The following is a 15,616-nucleotide window of genomic DNA, read 5'->3' on the forward strand; positions in this document are numbered from 1 at the left end:
GTGGGCGGGTGCCCCGCCTCGTCCTGACCCTGCTGACTGTCCTCGCGCTGGCCGGCTGCTCAGCCTCCGACCCCGGCGCGACGAACACGACGCCGCCCGTCACGACCCCCGCCCCGGCCGCCTCGCCCTCCGCGACGACTCCACCCGCTGGGGTGTCCCTGACGTCTCTGGGGTTCACCCACGCCCCGGCCGGGCTCTCGCTGCCGGTCGGCGCGACGCTGACCGAGCGCACCGACGCGGCGAACAACATCACAGCGGTCCTCTCGGCCCCGTCCGGACTCGACGTGCTGGCGCACCTGCGCGCCACCCTCCCGGCGGCCGGTTTCGCGATCACGGCCGACGAGGGCAACTCGCTGCTGTTCACCGACGGCACGTGGGACGGGGCCTTCACCGTGTCCGGGGCCCTGAGCGCCCTCACGCTGCGCACCGACCGCTGACAGAGGTTGGTTTGGGTCGGGCAGGCTAGGCTCGCTGTCCATGGAAGCAGATGCCGCCATCTCCACATTGACCATCGCGATGTGGGCGGGCATCGGCCTGGTGGCCGGCGCGCTCGCCTCTGTCCTGCTGTCGGTCGTCGGTCGGGTGATCGTGCACCGGCACCCCCGCATGGAGGGGCTGACGGGCAGCATGCGGATGCCTCAGCGCGTGTTCTGCGTGCTGCTCGGCACCGGGCTGGGGGTGCTGATCCCGACCGCGCCCGCGCTGGGCTCCTCCGTACCGGTGTGGCGTCAGTACTTCTCGCAGGGCTTCCTCATCGTCATGATCATGGCGATGGCCCTGCTGCTGACGGGCGTCATCCAGACCGCGGAGGACGCGATCGTCCACAAGCAGTCCAGCGAGGATGAGGAGACGCCCCACTACCGGCGCATCCGCACCCAGATGCAGATCATCTCCCGCGTCGCGATCGCGGTGGTGTGGGTCTGTGCCCTGGCCGGGGCGCTCCTGACGTTCGAAGCGTTCCGCGCCGTCGGGGCGTCACTGATCGCGTCCGCCGGCGTGCTGTCGATCGTCGCCGGCCTCGCGGTCCAGTCGTCGCTGGCCAACGTGTTCGCCGGCATGCAGATCGCGTTCTCCGACGCGCTTCGCGTCGGTGACCTGATCGTGTTCGAGACGCAGCAGGGCTCGGTCGAGGAGATCACCCTGACCTACGTCGTGGTGCGCACCTGGGACGACCGTCGCTGGATCGTGCCGAGCAACTACTTCACCACCAAGGCCTTCGAAAACTGGACGCGTCGCGAGCCGCGGCTGCTCGGCGAGGTGGGGATGGACCTCGACTGGCTGGTCCCGATCGAGGCCATGCGCGTCGAGCTGATGCGCATCGTCCGCTCCAGCGACCTGTGGGACGGCCGCTCCGCCTCGCTGCAGGTGACCGACGCCACCGGCGGGTCCGTGCGGGTCCGCGCGGTCGTGTCGGCCGCCACCTCCGGCGAGCTGTGGGACCTGCGCTGCTACGTGCGCGAGGAGCTGATCAGCTGGCTGCAGCACCACGCTGTCTACGCGCTGCCCCGTACCCGCCTCGAGCCGGAGACCACCACCGCGCCGACCGTCGAGGAGCGCGACGAGTTCGAAGCCAAGGCCGTGCAGGAGTTCCGCTCGGAGGAGCTGAACGACGAGACGCAGGTGATGGCTCCCGTCGAGGACGCGGAGCCGCGCCAGGCCGACGACGGGGCGCTGCCGAAGTGGCTGCAGTCGTGGCTGTCGAACCGGAAGCACGAGGAGCCCGCGGCGCTGCCGTTCCGCGTCGACTTCGAGGCGAAGCCGGGCGAGGCGGAGACCCCGACCGAGACGACGCTCGGGTCCCGCAGCGCGCAGGCGCGGCTCTACTCCGGGTCCCCGGAGGCCGAGGAGCGCAACCGGCAGATGTCCGGCCCCAGCGCCGCCGACATGGCCGAGCGGGAGCAGGCCGCCGAGCGGCGGCAGCGCACCGGCGAGCAGGAGGCGGTCGGGGCCGACGGCAGGCCGGCGTCGAAGGTCGACACGGGCCGACAGCAGGCCATCGAGACCCGCATCATGCCGCGCGTGGACCCGAAGGCGCCCGCCCCCTCGGACGACGAGGACTGACTCAGAGCTCGAACACGACGTCGCGCGGGTCCTCCAGCGCGACGCGCACCATGGCGTCGAGCCTCGTCTGCCGCGGCGTCGGGAGCGCGTCGACGGGGAACCACGCCACGTCGCTCGACTCCTCGTCGCCGACGCGCGCCTCTCCGGAGACCCAGCGGCACCGGAAGCCGTGGTCGAGGTACTGCGTCACGTCGCCGTTGGCGTAGGTGATGACGTCGGTGACGACCGTCCAGAGCAGCCTCTCGACCTCGATGACGACGCCGGCCTCCTCCATCGCCTCGCGCACGACGGTGACGCTCGGGTGTTCGGCCGGGTCGACGATGCCGCTGACCGGGGCCCACTCCCCCGTGTCGGCGCGGCGCACCAGCAGCACGTCGCGCCCACGGAGGATCAGCGCGTTGGCTCCCATGAGCCACAGGGGCGCGTGCCCGATCCGGCTGCGCAGCTCGAGGATGAAGGGTGGGGTCGGCATGCGCCCAGCCTGTCACATGGGCAGCTTTCGAGCACGGCCCACGCCCCCGCGCAAACGCAGTTAGACTCCGCCTAGATCCGTTTTCAGTGAGGAACAGCCGTGGGCAATGACGCCATTTCGAAGGTCCTGATCGCCAACCGAGGAGAGATCGCCGTCCGCGTGATCCGAGCCGCCCGTGACGCGGGGATCGCCTCGGTCGCCGTATACGCCGACTCCGACGCCGACTCGCTGTTCGTGAAGCTCGCCGACGAGGCCTTCGCGCTGAACGGCGCCACCCCGGCCGACACCTACCTGAACGTCGCCAAGTTGCTCGAGGTGGCCCGCCGCTCCGGCGCCGACGCGGTGCACCCTGGCTACGGTTTCCTGGCGGAGAACGCCGACTTCGCGCAGGCCGTCCTCGACGCCGGGCTGATCTGGATCGGCCCCCCGCCCGCCGCGATCGACTCGCTGGGCGACAAGGTCAAGGCCCGGCACATCGCGCAGAAGGTTGGTGCCCCGCTGGTGCCCGGCACCGCCGACCCCGTCGCGGACGCCGACGAGGTGGTCGCCTTCGCGACCGAGCACGGGCTGCCCATCGCCATCAAGGCCGCCTTCGGCGGCGGCGGCCGCGGTCTGAAGGTCGCCCGTACGATCGAGGAGATCCCCGACCTCTTCGAGTCGGCGACGCGCGAGGCCGTCACGGCCTTCGGGCGCGGCGAGTGCTTCGTCGAGCGCTACCTCGACAAGCCGCGCCACGTCGAGACCCAGTGCCTGGCCGACCAGCACGGCAACGTCGTCGTCGTCTCGACGCGCGACTGCTCGCTCCAGCGCCGCCACCAGAAGCTCGTCGAGGAGGCGCCCGCGCCGTTCCTGAGCGACGAGCAACTCGCCCGGCTCTACACGTCCAGCAAGGCCATCCTCCGGGAGGCGGGCTACGTCGGGGCGGGCACCTGCGAGTTCCTGGTCGGCCTCGACGGCACCATCTCGTTCCTCGAGGTCAACACGCGCCTCCAGGTCGAGCACCCGGTCTCGGAGGAGGTCACCGGGCTCGACCTGGTCCGCGAGATGTTCCGCATCGCCTCCGGCGACGAGCTCGGCTACGACGACCCCGAGATCCGCGGACACTCGATCGAGTTCCGCATCAACGCCGAAGACGCTGGCCGCAACTTCATGCCCGCTCCCGGCACGCTGGTCAGATGGCACGCCCCGGCCGGCCCTGGCGTCCGCGTCGACGAGGGCTACCACGCCGGCATGACGGTCCCCGGAGCCTTCGACTCGCTGGTGGCGAAGGTCATCGTCACCGGCGCCGACCGCGCCCAGGCGATCGCCAGGTCGCGCCGCGCGCTGTCGGAGCTGGAGATCGAGGGTATGCCGACGGTGGTCCCCTTCCACCGTGCGGTGCTCGACGACGACGCCTACACCGCCCCGGGCGGCGACTTCCTGGTCCACACCCGGTGGATCGAGACGGAGTTCACCGGCGAGATCGCCCCCTACACCGGCGTGCTCGGCGAGGCCGAGGAAGCCCCCGAGCCGGAGGTGGTAGTCGTCGAGGTCAACGGCCGACGCGTCGAGGTCAAGCTGCCCGGCACGTTCGCGGCCAGGCCCGCGGCCGCGACGAAGGTCGCGAAGAAGCCGACCCGTCGCGACCGCGGCGGCAGCAGGGTCTCGGCCCCCAGCGGGAACGCGCTGACTTCCCCGATGCAGGGCACCATCGTGAAGGTCGCCGTCGAGGAGGGACAGAGCGTCGCCGAAGGCGACACGATCGCGGTGATCGAGGCCATGAAGATGGAGCAGCCGCTCAAGGCGCACCGCGACGGGATCGTCGCCGCGCTCGCAGTGGCCGCCACCGACACGGTGACGGCCGGGCAGGTCCTGTGCGAGATCGTCGATCCGGAGTGAGCCCCGCCCGGGAATGACCGGGGTGGGGGTTGTCCCCAAGGCATATCCTGGAGAGCAGTTCTCCTAATGTGAATGGTGGTCCACCATGAGCGGCTTCCTCGCGATGATCTTCATCTTCATCCTGGTGTCGATCGTGCTCGGGGTGACGCGCAGCAACCGTCCCAGCCTCGGCGACGGCGGTTATCCGCCCCAGCAGCTCGGCCCGCGCCCCGGGCAGCCCTACGGCATGCTCGGTGGGCCGGCGCAGTTCGCCGGGCAGCAGGGCTACGATCCGGCAGCGCAGCAGGCGATGACGCAGGCGTCCCGCGACGCGATCGACGCCGACATCACGACGTACGGCGAGGAGCTGCGCGACCTCGACCTCGACGTCGTCGGCCGCGAGCTCAGCGCCGAGGCCCGGGACGACTACTCAAGTGCGCTCGACGCGTACGACGGGTCCAAGCAGCAGCTGCTCACCGCCAGGTCCAACGCCGACGTGAAGCGCATCGCGCAGATCCTCGAGGAGGGCCGCTACAACATCGCCTGCGTCAAGGCGCGCGCCGAGGGACGGCCGGTCCCGGAGCACCGCCCTCCCTGTTTCTTCGACCCGGCGCACGGCGTCTCGGTCGAGGACGTGACGTGGGCGCCCGCCGGCGGCGCCGCCCGCCAGGTGCCCGCCTGCGCGGCGGACGCGCAGCGCATCCGCACCGGCAACGATCCGTCGATCCGCATGGTCAACGCAGGTCAGGGCATGGTGCCCTACTGGGACTCCCGCGAGTACGCGCCGTGGGCGCAGGGCTACTACGGCCGCTACGGCATGGACCCCGCGCTGCGGTCGGTTACGCAGGGCGCGCTGATGATCGGCGGCTTCTCGCTGCTGATGGGACTGCTCGACGACTAGGACCTGACCCACAGGGCATTCACAGTGTGCCCCGAGCCGGACCACCGGCTCGGGGCACACTGTTGTCTGTGTGAAGGAAGCAACAACACCCCCGCGCCGGACGAGGCGCGGCATCATCGTCGGCCTCGTGGCGACCCTGGTCCTCAGCCTCGGCGGCGCCACCGGCTGGGCGCTGGACCGCTTCGTCGTACGCCACGTCGAGATCGCCGACGTCGCGGCGTACGAGGCCTCGCAGGCCGCCTCCGCTGAGGCGACCGACGAAGCCACCGAGGGCACGACGCGGGCCGCCGAGGTCACCGACGACTCCTACACGAGCGACGACACCTCCATCTCCATCTCCAAGGTGACGCAGGGCTCCGGCGACGACACCGTGACGTACTACGTCGCCGACGTGACGATCGACGATGCGACGCAGCTGCGCTCGGCCTTCGCCGACAACCAGTTCGGCGAGAACATCACGGACCTGGTCAGCACCATCGCGACCGACAACGACGCCGTGCTGGCCATCAACGGCGACTACTACGGCTTCCGGGACTCCGGCATCGTGATCCGCAACGGCGTCGTCTACCGAGACGACCCGGCCCGCACGGGGCTGGCGATCTATACCGACGGCAGCATGCGGGTCTACGACGAGACCTCCACCACCGCCGACGAGCTCGTCGCCGACGGCGTGTGGCAGACGCTCAGCTTCGGCCCGGCTCTCGTCACGGACGGCGAGGTCGTGTCCGGCATCGACGATGTGGAGATCGACACCAACGTCGGCAACCACTCCATCCAGGGTGAGCAGCCCCGCACCGCCATCGGCGTCATCGACGAGAACCACTTCGTGTTCGTGGTGGTCGACGGCCGCGAGACGGGCTACAGCCGCGGCGTCACCATGACGGAACTCGCCGAGATCATGCAGGGCCTCGGCGCGACCGAGGCGTACAACCTCGACGGCGGCGGCTCCAGCGAGCTGTGGTTCAACGGCGAGGTGATCAACCAGCCCTCCAACGGCGGCGAGCGCGCCACGAGCGACATCCTCTACATCGGCTGAACGGGAGTTGCCATGTTCGCAGTACTCATCCCCGCCTACGAGCCGGACCTGCGCCTGGTCGCGCTCGTCACGCAACTCGAGGCCACCCTCCCCGACGTGCCGGTGGTCATCGTCGACGATGGCTCCGGCCCGGACTACTGCGGCGTCTTCGCTGTCGCGGCGGCGAGCGGGGCCGTGATCCTCACGCACGAGCGCAACCGCGGCAAGGGCGCGGCGCTGCGGACAGGCTTCGCGGACATCGTGGCGCGGCTGCCCGGCTACGGCGTCGTCACCGCCGACTGCGACGGGCAGCACACGCACACCGACATCGCCCGCATCTCCGCCCGGCTCGACACGCTCCCCCCGGGCCAGCGCTGCGTCGTGCTGGGCTGCCGGGAGTTCACGGGCCCGGTCCCGGCGCGCAGCAGGCTGGGCAACTCTGTGACGCGCGTGCTGTTCCGCTCCATCACCCGGCAGGACGTCCCCGACACGCAGACGGGGCTGCGCGCCTTCCCGGCCATCACCCTGCCGTGGGCGCTCGGCATCCAGGGCGACCGCTTCGACTACGAGTTCCGGATGCTGCTGCTCGCCCGCCAGTCCGGGATCTCGCTCGTGACGGTGCCGATCGAAACCATCTACACCGACGGCAACGGGTCGAGCCACTTCCGCCCGCTGGTCGACTCGCTGCGCATCTACGCCCCGCTCGTCCGCTTCGCCGGCTCCAGCCTGCTGGCCTTCGGCGTCGACACCGCGATGCTCCTGCTTCTGAACTGGCTGACCGGCTGGCTGCTGATCGCCGTGGTGGGGGCCCGCGCGGTGAGCGCCGGGGTCAACTTCGTCGTCAACCGCCGCCTGGTGTTCCGCCGGGGCCGGGAGGTCCCGCTGCGGTCGGCGTCGCTGCGCTATCTGTCGCTGGCCGCGCTGCTGCTGGCGGCCAACTACGGCGTGCTGACGGCGCTGACCGACGCCGGCACCCCGCTGCTGCTGGCTAAGGTCGTCACGGAGGCCGCGCTGTTCCTGGCCAGCTACAGCATCCAGCGCACGATCGTCTTCGATCCGTTGTCGGGCTCCCACAACTCGCCGGCGCAGATGTTGGTGCGGACTGCCTCCCATCCGGTCTGAACTCGGGCGTACCGTAACCTACGCAGACGTAAGTTACGCACCCGTAAGGGGACACGCATGAGCACACCGGCACAGGCCATCCGCGAGGCCAGGGACCTCCTTCTCAGCCTCCGCGGCCAGGGCGACAGGGCCCGCGCCGAGTTCCGGTGGCCGGAGATATCCGGTCCGTTCAACTGGGCCGTCGACTGGTTCGACGACCTCGGCCGCGGCAACCAGGACACCGCCCTGTGGCTCCGCGACGAGGACGGCTCCGACGAGCGGTACAGCTACGACGAGATGGTGCACCGCTCCGACCGGCTCGCGGCGTGGCTCGAGGCGCAGGGGGTCGCCAAGGGCGACGTCGTGATGGTGATGCTCGGCAACCAGGTGGAGCTGTGGGACGCCATGCTCGCCGTCATGAAGCTCGGCGCCGTCATCCTGCCGACCACCGTCGCGCTCCAGCACGACGACCTCGCGGACCGCGTCCCCCGCGCCGGCGTCGCCGCCGTGGTCACGAGCCCCGACTGCGAGGCCAAGTTCGACGGCCTCGACGACCTGCTGTGCGTCACCACCGGCGAGGGCCACGACCGCTGGCGGCCGATGGCGGACGCGGCCGGGTTCCCCGCGGGGGCGCGCCCCGTCGTGACCGATGCCTCGGACCCGGTGCTGCTGTACTTCACGTCCGGCACGACCGAGCACCCGAAGCTCGTGGTCCACACGCACCTCAGCTACCCCGTCGGGCACCTGTCGACCATGTACTTCATCGGCGTGCGACCCGGCGACGTGCACCTGAACATCTCGTCTCCCGGCTGGGGCAAGCACGCCTGGTCGAGCTTCTTCTCCCCGTGGATCGCCGGCGCGACGGTGTTCAGCTACACCTACCACCGCTTCGACCCCGCCCGTCTGCTGCGCGAGCTCGAGGACTGCGGGGTTACGACGTTCTGCGCTCCGCCGACCGTGTGGCGCATGATGATCAAGGCCGACCTGGGGGCGCGGCCCTCGGCGCTGCGCGAGGCCGTCGGCGCCGGCGAGCCCCTCAACCCCGAGGTCATCTCCGCCGTCCAGCGCGCCTGGGGCCTGACGATCCGCGACGGCTACGGCCAGACCGAGACCACCTGCACGGTCGGCAACGCTCCCGGCGAGGAGGTCCGGCCCGGTGCGATGGGCAAGCCGATGCCGGGAGCCCGGCTCGTGATCATCGACCCCGACACGGGCGAGGAGTCCCGCCACGGCGAGATCTGCATCCCCGTCGACCCGTGGCCGCTGAACCTGACCACCGGCTACCTGGGCGACTTCCGCACGGTGCAGGCCGACGGCCGCTACCACTCCGGCGATCTGGTCTCGCTCGACGACCACGGCTACCTCACCTACGTCGGGCGGACCGACGACGTGTTCAAGGCCTCCGACTACAAGGTCTCCCCGTTCGAGCTGGAGTCGGTGCTCATCGAGCACCCCGCGGTGCTGGAGGCTGCTGTCGTGCCGGCCCCCGACGAGCTGCGGCTCGCGGTGCCCAAGGCCTGCATCGCTCTGGCGGACGGCTTCGCCCCCGACGAGGCGACGGCGCTGTCGATCCTGGCGCACGCCAAGGACCGCCTGGCCCCGTATCTCAGGGTCCGCCGCGTCGAGTTCGTGGAGCTGCCCAAGACCATCAGCGGCAAGGTCCGCCGCGTCGAGCTGCGCGCCCGAGAGGTCGACCCCGCCGTGGTGATCGAGGACTTCCGCTACGAGGCGTTCCCGCAGCTGCGGGGCTGAGTCAGTTCGTCAGGGTGTTCCAGGCCCCGTCACGGGTGTGCAGGCGGCGCGCCGCCTCCGCGACGGTGCCGGACATCGACGGGTAGACCGTGAACGCGTGGCTGAAGTCATCCACCGTGACGCGCTGCGCGACGGCCAGCGAGACGGAGTGGATCAGCTCCGAGGCGCGCGGCGCAACCACGACGCCGCCGACGATGACGCCGGTGGTCGGCAGGCAGAACAGCTTCACGAACCCGTCGGTGAAGCTCATCATCTTGGCGCGCGCGTTCGACGCGATCGGCATCAGCAGCGACGCGACGCGCACCTCACCCGAATCAACCTCCTTCTGCGTGATGCCGACGGTCGCGACCTCGGGGGTCGTGAACACGTTGGAGGAGACGCTGCGCAGGTCCAGCGGCTTCACGGCGTCGCCTAGCGAGTGCCACATGGCGACGCGGCCCTGCATCGCGGCCACCGAGGCGAGCGCGAAGACGCCCGTCACGTCGCCGGCGGCGTAGATGTCGCGGTTGTTGGTGCGCGAGACGCGGTCGACGCGGATGTGGCCCGACGCCGTCAGCTCGACGCCTGCCTCCTCCAGGCCGAGGCCCGCAGAGTTCGGGATGGCCCCGACTGCCATCAGGCAGTGCGAGCCCTCCACCTCTCGGCCGTCCGCCAGCGTGACGACGACCCCGTCGCCCCGGCGGCGGGCCGCGACGGCGCGGGCGCGGCTCATGATGGTCATGCCACGGCGCTCGAAGGCCTGCTGCAGGACGGCGGCGGCGTCCTGGTCCTCGCCGGGCAGCACCTGGTCGCGGGAGCTGACCAGCACCACGTCGCAGCCGAGCGCGTCGTAGGCGGAGGCGAACTCGGCGCCGGTGACGCCCGAGCCGACGACGATCAGCCGCTCGGGGAGTTCCGTGAGGTTGTAGACCTGCTTCCAGTTCAGGATGCGCTCGCCGTCGCACGGCGCGTCGGGCAGTTCGCGCGGGGTGGTGCCGGTGGCGACGAGCACGACGTCGGCGTCGTAGCTGGTCTCCCGGCCCTCGTGGGTCGCGATGACGCGGTTCGGCCCGTCGAGCCGGGCGGTGCCCGCCACGAGGTTGACGCCGTCGTCGGTGAGGCGGCGCTCGATGTCGGCGGACTGCGCGTGGGCAAGGTCGAGGACGCGCTGGTTGACCTCCGCCATGTCCACGTCGACCACGTCGGAGACGTCGTCGGCCTTCACGTGGAGGCCAAGCGCGTCGGCGGTCTCGATGCGGACCATCACCTCGGCGGTGGCGATCAGCGTCTTGGAGGGCACGCAGTCGCTGAGCACCGCGGCGCCGCCCATGCCGTCGCGCTCGATCAGCGTGACCTCCCCGCCCAGCTGATTGCCGACGAGGGCGGCCTCGTAGCCGCCGGGTCCACCACCGATGATCACAACCTTGGTCACGCGCCCATCGTTCCACAGCTTGGCCCTGCGCACCGGCCGTCGACCGCTGCGGACCCGCCACTATGCTGAGAAAATGAACAACACCGACGCTTTCCAGCTGGCCGGCGAGGCCGCTGACTTCCTCCGTTCCCACTTCTCCGTCGACTCGATCGACGTCGCGCTGGTGCTGGGCTCGGGCTGGTCCTCGGGCGCCGATGCCTTGGGCGAGCCGGTGGGCGAGATCGCGCTCGGGGATGTCCCCGGCTTCAGCAAGCCGGTCGTCACCGGCCACGGAGGCGCGCTGAAGCTGGTCCGCACCGCGGGCGACAAGGTCGCGGCGATCTTCACGGGCCGCACGCACTACTACGAGGGCCGCGGCGTCGCGCCCGTCGTGCACGCCGTCCGGACGGCCGCGAAGTGGGGCGCCTCCACCGTCGTGCTGACCAACGGCTGCGGCGGGCTCAACCCCGCGTGGGCGCCGGGCACCGTCGTGCTGCTCAAGGACCACATCAACTTCACCGGCGACACCCCGCTGCTCGGCGCGACGTTCATCGACCTGTCCGAGGCCTACTCGCAGCGGCTGCGTGACCTGGCGCATCGCGTCGACCCGTCGTTACCGGAGGGCGTCTACATGCAGTTCCGCGGGCCGCAGTACGAGACCCCCGCCGAGGTGCGGATGGCCGGGATCCTCGGCGCCGACCTGGTGGGCATGTCCACCACGCTCGAGACCATCGCCGCCCGCGAGGCCGGCCTCGAGGTCCTCGGGCTGTCGCTGGTGACCAACGCCGCGGCGGGCCTCGGCGAGGACCACCTCGACCACACCGAGGTGCTGCAGGCCGGGGCCGACGCGGGCCCCCGACTCGCCGCGCTGCTCGGCGACATCTGCAAGGAGCTGTGACCATGACGGAGCTGCTGACCAGGGCCGCGCTGTGGCTCAAGCACGACCCCGACGCCGACACCCGCGCCGAGCTCGACCATCTGGTCGTCCAGGCGCAGGCCAACGACCCCGATCTGGCCCGCGCCGCCGAGCACGAGCTCGCCTCCGCGTTCGCGGGGCCGCTGCAGTTCGGCACCGCCGGCCTGCGCGGCGCCCTGGGCCCCGGCCCCGCCCGGATGAACCGCGTCGTCGTGACGCAGGCCGCCGCCGGCTTCGCCGCCTGGCTGGGCGAACAGGGGCTCCGCGGCGGGAAGGTGATCGTCGGCCACGACGCGCGCCACAAGTCCCAGGACTTCGCCGAGGACACCGCCGAGATCTTCGCCGCCGCGGGATTCGAGGTCCTGTGGACCGACCACCCCGTCCCCACCCCCGTCGTAGCCTTCGGGATCCAGCACTTCGGCGCCGTCGCCGGCATCGTCGTGACCGCGTCGCACAACCCGCCCCAGGACAACGGCTACAAGGTCTACCTCGGCGACGGGTCCCAGATTGTGCCCCCGACGGACGCCGAGATCGCCGGCCACATCGCGGAGATCGCCGCGGGCGACTGGCCGAACCTGCCGCGCTCCACGGACCGCACCGACGTGACCGCCGAACTGCTCGACGCCTACGTCGCCCGTGCCGCCTCGCTGTTCCCGGCTGACGCACCGCGCGAGCTGACCTGGGTACACACCGCCATGCACGGCGTCGGCTCCGAGACCGTCCGCCGCGTCGCGTCGGCGATCGGGCTGCCCGCCGCGCACGAGGTCACGGAGCAGGCCGAACCCAACCCCGACTTCCCCACCGTCGCGTTCCCGAACCCGGAGGAGAAGGGCGCGATCGACCTGTCGCTGGAGCTGGCCTCCCGGGTGGGTGCCGACGTGGTCATCGCCAACGACCCCGACGCCGACCGGTGCGCCGTCGCGGCCGTGGTCGACGGGTCCTGGCGGATGCTGACCGGCGACGAGCTGGGCGCGATCCTCGGCGACGACGCGATCCGTCGGGGGGTGCCCGGCGTATTCGCGAACTCGGTCGTCTCCTCGACCCTGTTGGGCCGCATGGCGGAGGCCGCGGGTCGGCAGCACACCATCACGCTCACGGGGTTCAAGTGGATCGGCCGCGTGCCGGACCTCGCGTTCGGCTACGAGGAGGCCATCGGCTACTGCGTCGACTCGCGCGCCGTGCCCGACAAGGACGGCATCACGGCCGCAGTCTCGGTGCTGCGCATCGTTGCCGAGCTCAGGGCGCAGGGCCGCACGCTCGCCGACCGGCTCGACGAGATCGCCCGCGTCCACGGGCTGACCGCGACGTCGCAGCTCGCGGTCCGCGTCGCGGATCTCGGCATCATCGCCAACGCCATGGCGAGGCTGCGCGGGAACCCCCCGACGCAGCTGCTCGGGGAACCCGTCACCGTCGTCGATCTGGCGCACGGCAGCGAGACCCTCCCCCCGACCGACGGCATCGAGCTGACGGGGCCCCGGGTGCACGTCGTGGCCCGCCCGTCCGGAACCGAACCGAAGCTCAAGTGCTACCTGGAGGTGCGCCTCGACCCTGCCGAGTCGCAGGACGTCGCCGTAGCGCGGACCGAGGCTGCGGGGCGCCTCGACCGGCTCCGTGCCGAGATGGCCGCCGCGCTGGGGGTCTGAGAACGGTCAATGCAGCCCGGGCCGGCGTCGACGGGTCCGGGCTGCGGCTACCCTGGAACCCATGACGAAGCTGCCTGCCGTCCTGTCCACCCTGGCATTGGCGCTGGTGTCCGCCTGGATGGTGGTGCTGCCCGCCGCCGCGGACGACTCGGCGCCCATCACCCGCTACGACGTCACGGCGAACCTGACGAGCGAGGGGGTGGCGCAGGTCACTATCGACTTCACGATGGACTTCTCGCAGGTCGACGGGCGCGGCCCGTACATCATCCTGCCCACCCGTCAGGACAGCGCCGACCCGAACTGGCAGTACGCCTTCGACTACAGCAACATCCAGGTCAGCTCCTCGACCGGCGCGCGCACCGACGTCAGCCGCGAGGACGACGACAAGACGCTGTCGCTGCGGATCGGCGACGAGGACACCTGGAACTCCACGCCCCAGGACTACACCATCTCCTACGACGTAACGGGGCTGATCGTCTCGGATCAGGAGACGTCCGGGCTCGACGAGCTCAACTGGGACGTGATCGGCCCCGGCTGGGAGTCGGAGATCTCGAACGTCACGGTGCAGGTCACCGGCCCCGCGGCCGTGTCCAAGTCGGCGTGCTTCTACGGCCCCTATGAGGACCAGACGCCGTGCGAGGCGACCAACTCCGGCCAGACGGCCAGCTTCGCCGTCGACCAGACGCTGTCCCCCAAAACGCCGGTGCAGATCGTCGCGGGCTTCCCGGCCGGCACGTTCGGCGGCGTCGAGCAGAGGCTGGTCAAGGCGCCGACGCTCGCCAACGCCTTCGAGCTGAGCCCCGCCACCGGCGGCGTGGCCGGCGCCGGGCTCGTCGCCGCGATCGCCGGGCTGCTCGCGATCCGCAGGCGCCACGCCCGCGACGAGGTCTACCTCGGCCTGACGCCCGGCATCGTGCCGGGCGCAGGCGAGAACGCGGCGGTGGGCATGCAGTCCGGCAAGTTCCCCGTCGCGGTGCAGTTCAACCCGCCGAAGGGCGCCCGCCCGGGCGAGATCGGCACGCTGATGGACACCACCGCGGACGACGTGGACGTCTCCGCGACCATGGTCGACCTCGCGGTGCGGGGGTTCATGAAGATCGAGTCGAACGGCAAGAAGAAGTTCACGCTGTACGCCACGCAGGCCCCGGCCCGGGAGACGCTGGAGCCGTACGAGTCGAAGCTGCTCGCGGACCTGTTCCAGGGGGCGACGTCGCGCACGTCGAAGGAGCTGGAGAAGGAGAAGTTCGCGCAGGTGCTGCCGCACGCGCGCAGCGGCCTCTACGACTCCGTCGTGAAAAAGGGTTGGTTCAAGTCCAACCCGACCATGGCGCAGACGGGACCGCTAGTCCTCGGCGGCATCCTGGCCGCCGGCGGCGTGTTCGCGGCCATCGTTCTGGCGTCGTTCGGCTGGGCCCTGATCGGCATCCCGCTGATCATCTTCGGCATCGGCCTGATGGCGATGTCGCGCAAGTTCCGCCGCCGCAGCGCCATGGGCTCGGCCTACCTCGCCCAGGCGAAGGGCTTCGAGCTGTACCTGCGCACCGCGGAGAAGGAGACCCTGAAGTTCGAGGAGGGCGTGGACATCTTCTCGAAGTACCTGCCCTACGCCATGGTCTACGGCGTCACCGACCGCTGGACCAAGCTGTTCGCCGACCTCGGCGCGCAGGGCCTCTACACGGCCGACACGTCCTGGTATATCGGGGCGGACCTGATGCGCGGCATGTACTTCGCGAGCGCCATGAGCAACCTGACCACGTCGATGTCGAGCGCGATGCACGCGGCCCAACTGGACGGGGTCAGCAAGGCGACCGGCGGCTCCACGGGCGGCTCGGGCTTCTCCGGCGGCGGCGGCTTCGGCGGTGGTGGCGGCGGCTCCTGGTGAGCCCCGGTGTAATCTGCTCTGGTGCCCCGGACCCTGCTGCTCATCGCCGGCCCCTCAGGATCGGGTAAGTCCCGCCTGACGCGGCTCGCCACCGGCACCGGCCGCGCGGCCACCATCAGCCTCGACGACTTCTACCGCGACGTCGACGCGCCCGGCCTGCCCATGAGCCCGCTCGGCATCCCCGACTGGGACGACGTCGGCACGTGGGACCTCGCTCAGGCGGTCGACACCGTCGGCGCGCTGCTGCGCGATGGCCGGGCGGAGCTGCCGACCTACGACATCTCGAAGTCGCGGCGCGTCGGGGAGCACATCGTCGACATCGACGACGCCGAGACGGTGCTGGCCGAGGGGATCTTCGCGATCGACATGCTCGCCGCAGCCCGCGCCGCCGGTATGACCTGCGAGGGCTGGTGGCTCGACCGGCCTCGCAGCGCCAACTTCACGCGCCGCCTGGCCAGGGATCTGCGCGAGCACCGCAAGACTCCCCCGGTGCTGCTGCGCCGGGGTGCGGCGCTCTACCGCGCCGAGCCGGCGCTGCGCCGAGCCGCCATCGAGGCGGGATTCACGCCGATGTCGATGCGCCGGGCGCTGACAAGGCTTGGTTGCGCCGCCCGCTCCTGAACCGG

At 71.1% G+C, this 15,616-nt stretch carries 13 protein-coding genes; 11 read left to right on the forward strand and 2 right to left on the reverse strand.

Features of this window, described 5'->3' with window-relative positions; genetic code table 11:
* The first annotated feature begins 8 nt into the window (after positions 1-8).
* Positions 9-437 (forward strand): hypothetical protein, encoded by a 429-nt coding sequence (locus QH948_RS10015; protein ID WP_281144251.1) that lies wholly within the window; start codon positions 9-11, stop codon positions 435-437.
* Positions 438-477: 40 nt separating this feature from the next.
* The gene (locus QH948_RS10020) at positions 478-2,061 is read left to right on the forward strand and encodes a mechanosensitive ion channel family protein (protein ID WP_281144252.1); all 1,584 of its coding nucleotides are present in this window, start codon (positions 478-480) and stop codon (positions 2,059-2,061) included.
* 1 nt (position 2,062) lies between these two features.
* On the opposite strand, the gene QH948_RS10025 is transcribed toward QH948_RS10020, so the two are convergent.
* Positions 2,063-2,533, reverse strand: a complete 471-nt coding sequence (locus QH948_RS10025; protein WP_281144253.1) for an NUDIX hydrolase — start codon at positions 2,531-2,533, stop codon at positions 2,063-2,065.
* 99 nt (positions 2,534-2,632) lie between these two features.
* Here QH948_RS10025 and QH948_RS10030 point away from each other — a divergent pair, with 99 nt between their 5' ends.
* The 5 genes from QH948_RS10030 (at position 2,633) to QH948_RS10050 (ending at position 9,159) form a co-directional block, all read left to right on the forward strand.
* Positions 2,633-4,411: an ATP-binding protein gene (locus tag QH948_RS10030; protein WP_281144254.1), complete on the forward strand. Its 1,779-nt coding sequence runs from the start codon at positions 2,633-2,635 to the stop codon at positions 4,409-4,411.
* An 85-nt stretch (positions 4,412-4,496) separates the two neighbouring features.
* Positions 4,497-5,291 carry a hypothetical protein gene (locus tag QH948_RS10035; RefSeq protein ID WP_281144255.1) on the forward strand — a complete coding sequence of 265 codons (795 nt, stop codon included), beginning with the start codon at positions 4,497-4,499 and terminating at the stop codon, positions 5,289-5,291.
* A 70-nt stretch (positions 5,292-5,361) separates the two neighbouring features.
* Positions 5,362-6,327, forward strand: coding sequence for a phosphodiester glycosidase family protein (locus tag QH948_RS10040; RefSeq protein ID WP_281144256.1), 966 nt, complete (start codon positions 5,362-5,364; stop codon positions 6,325-6,327).
* Between the two features lie 12 nt (positions 6,328-6,339).
* Positions 6,340-7,428, forward strand: coding sequence for a bifunctional glycosyltransferase family 2/GtrA family protein (locus tag QH948_RS10045; RefSeq protein WP_281144257.1), 1,089 nt, complete (start codon positions 6,340-6,342; stop codon positions 7,426-7,428).
* Between the two features lie 57 nt (positions 7,429-7,485).
* Positions 7,486-9,159, forward strand: coding sequence for an AMP-binding protein (locus QH948_RS10050; protein WP_281144258.1), 1,674 nt, complete (start codon positions 7,486-7,488; stop codon positions 9,157-9,159).
* A gap of 1 nt (position 9,160) precedes the next feature.
* On the opposite strand, the gene QH948_RS10055 is transcribed toward QH948_RS10050, so the two are convergent.
* A complete protein-coding gene (locus tag QH948_RS10055; RefSeq protein ID WP_281144259.1) occupies positions 9,161-10,570 on the reverse strand; it encodes an NAD(P)H-quinone dehydrogenase in 1,410 nt (469 codons plus the stop codon).
* A 73-nt stretch (positions 10,571-10,643) separates the two neighbouring features.
* On the opposite strand from QH948_RS10055, the gene QH948_RS10060 reads away from it, so the two are divergent.
* The 4 genes from QH948_RS10060 (at position 10,644) to QH948_RS10075 (ending at position 15,611) form a co-directional block, all read left to right on the forward strand.
* Positions 10,644-11,447: a purine-nucleoside phosphorylase gene (locus QH948_RS10060; RefSeq protein WP_281144260.1), complete on the forward strand. Its 804-nt coding sequence runs from the start codon at positions 10,644-10,646 to the stop codon at positions 11,445-11,447.
* Between the two features lie 2 nt (positions 11,448-11,449).
* Positions 11,450-13,108: a phospho-sugar mutase gene (locus QH948_RS10065; RefSeq protein WP_281144261.1), complete on the forward strand. Its 1,659-nt coding sequence runs from the start codon at positions 11,450-11,452 to the stop codon at positions 13,106-13,108.
* Between the two features lie 61 nt (positions 13,109-13,169).
* Positions 13,170-14,990 carry a DUF2207 domain-containing protein gene (locus QH948_RS10070; protein WP_281144262.1) on the forward strand — a complete coding sequence of 607 codons (1,821 nt, stop codon included), beginning with the start codon at positions 13,170-13,172 and terminating at the stop codon, positions 14,988-14,990.
* 21 nt (positions 14,991-15,011) lie between these two features.
* Positions 15,012-15,611 (forward strand): uridine kinase family protein, encoded by a 600-nt coding sequence (locus QH948_RS10075; protein WP_281144263.1) that lies wholly within the window; start codon positions 15,012-15,014, stop codon positions 15,609-15,611.
* Positions 15,612-15,616 lie beyond the last annotated feature (5 nt).

This window comes from Tessaracoccus lacteus (assembly GCF_029917005.1).
Classification (GTDB): domain Bacteria; phylum Actinomycetota; class Actinomycetes; order Propionibacteriales; family Propionibacteriaceae; genus Arachnia; species Arachnia lactea.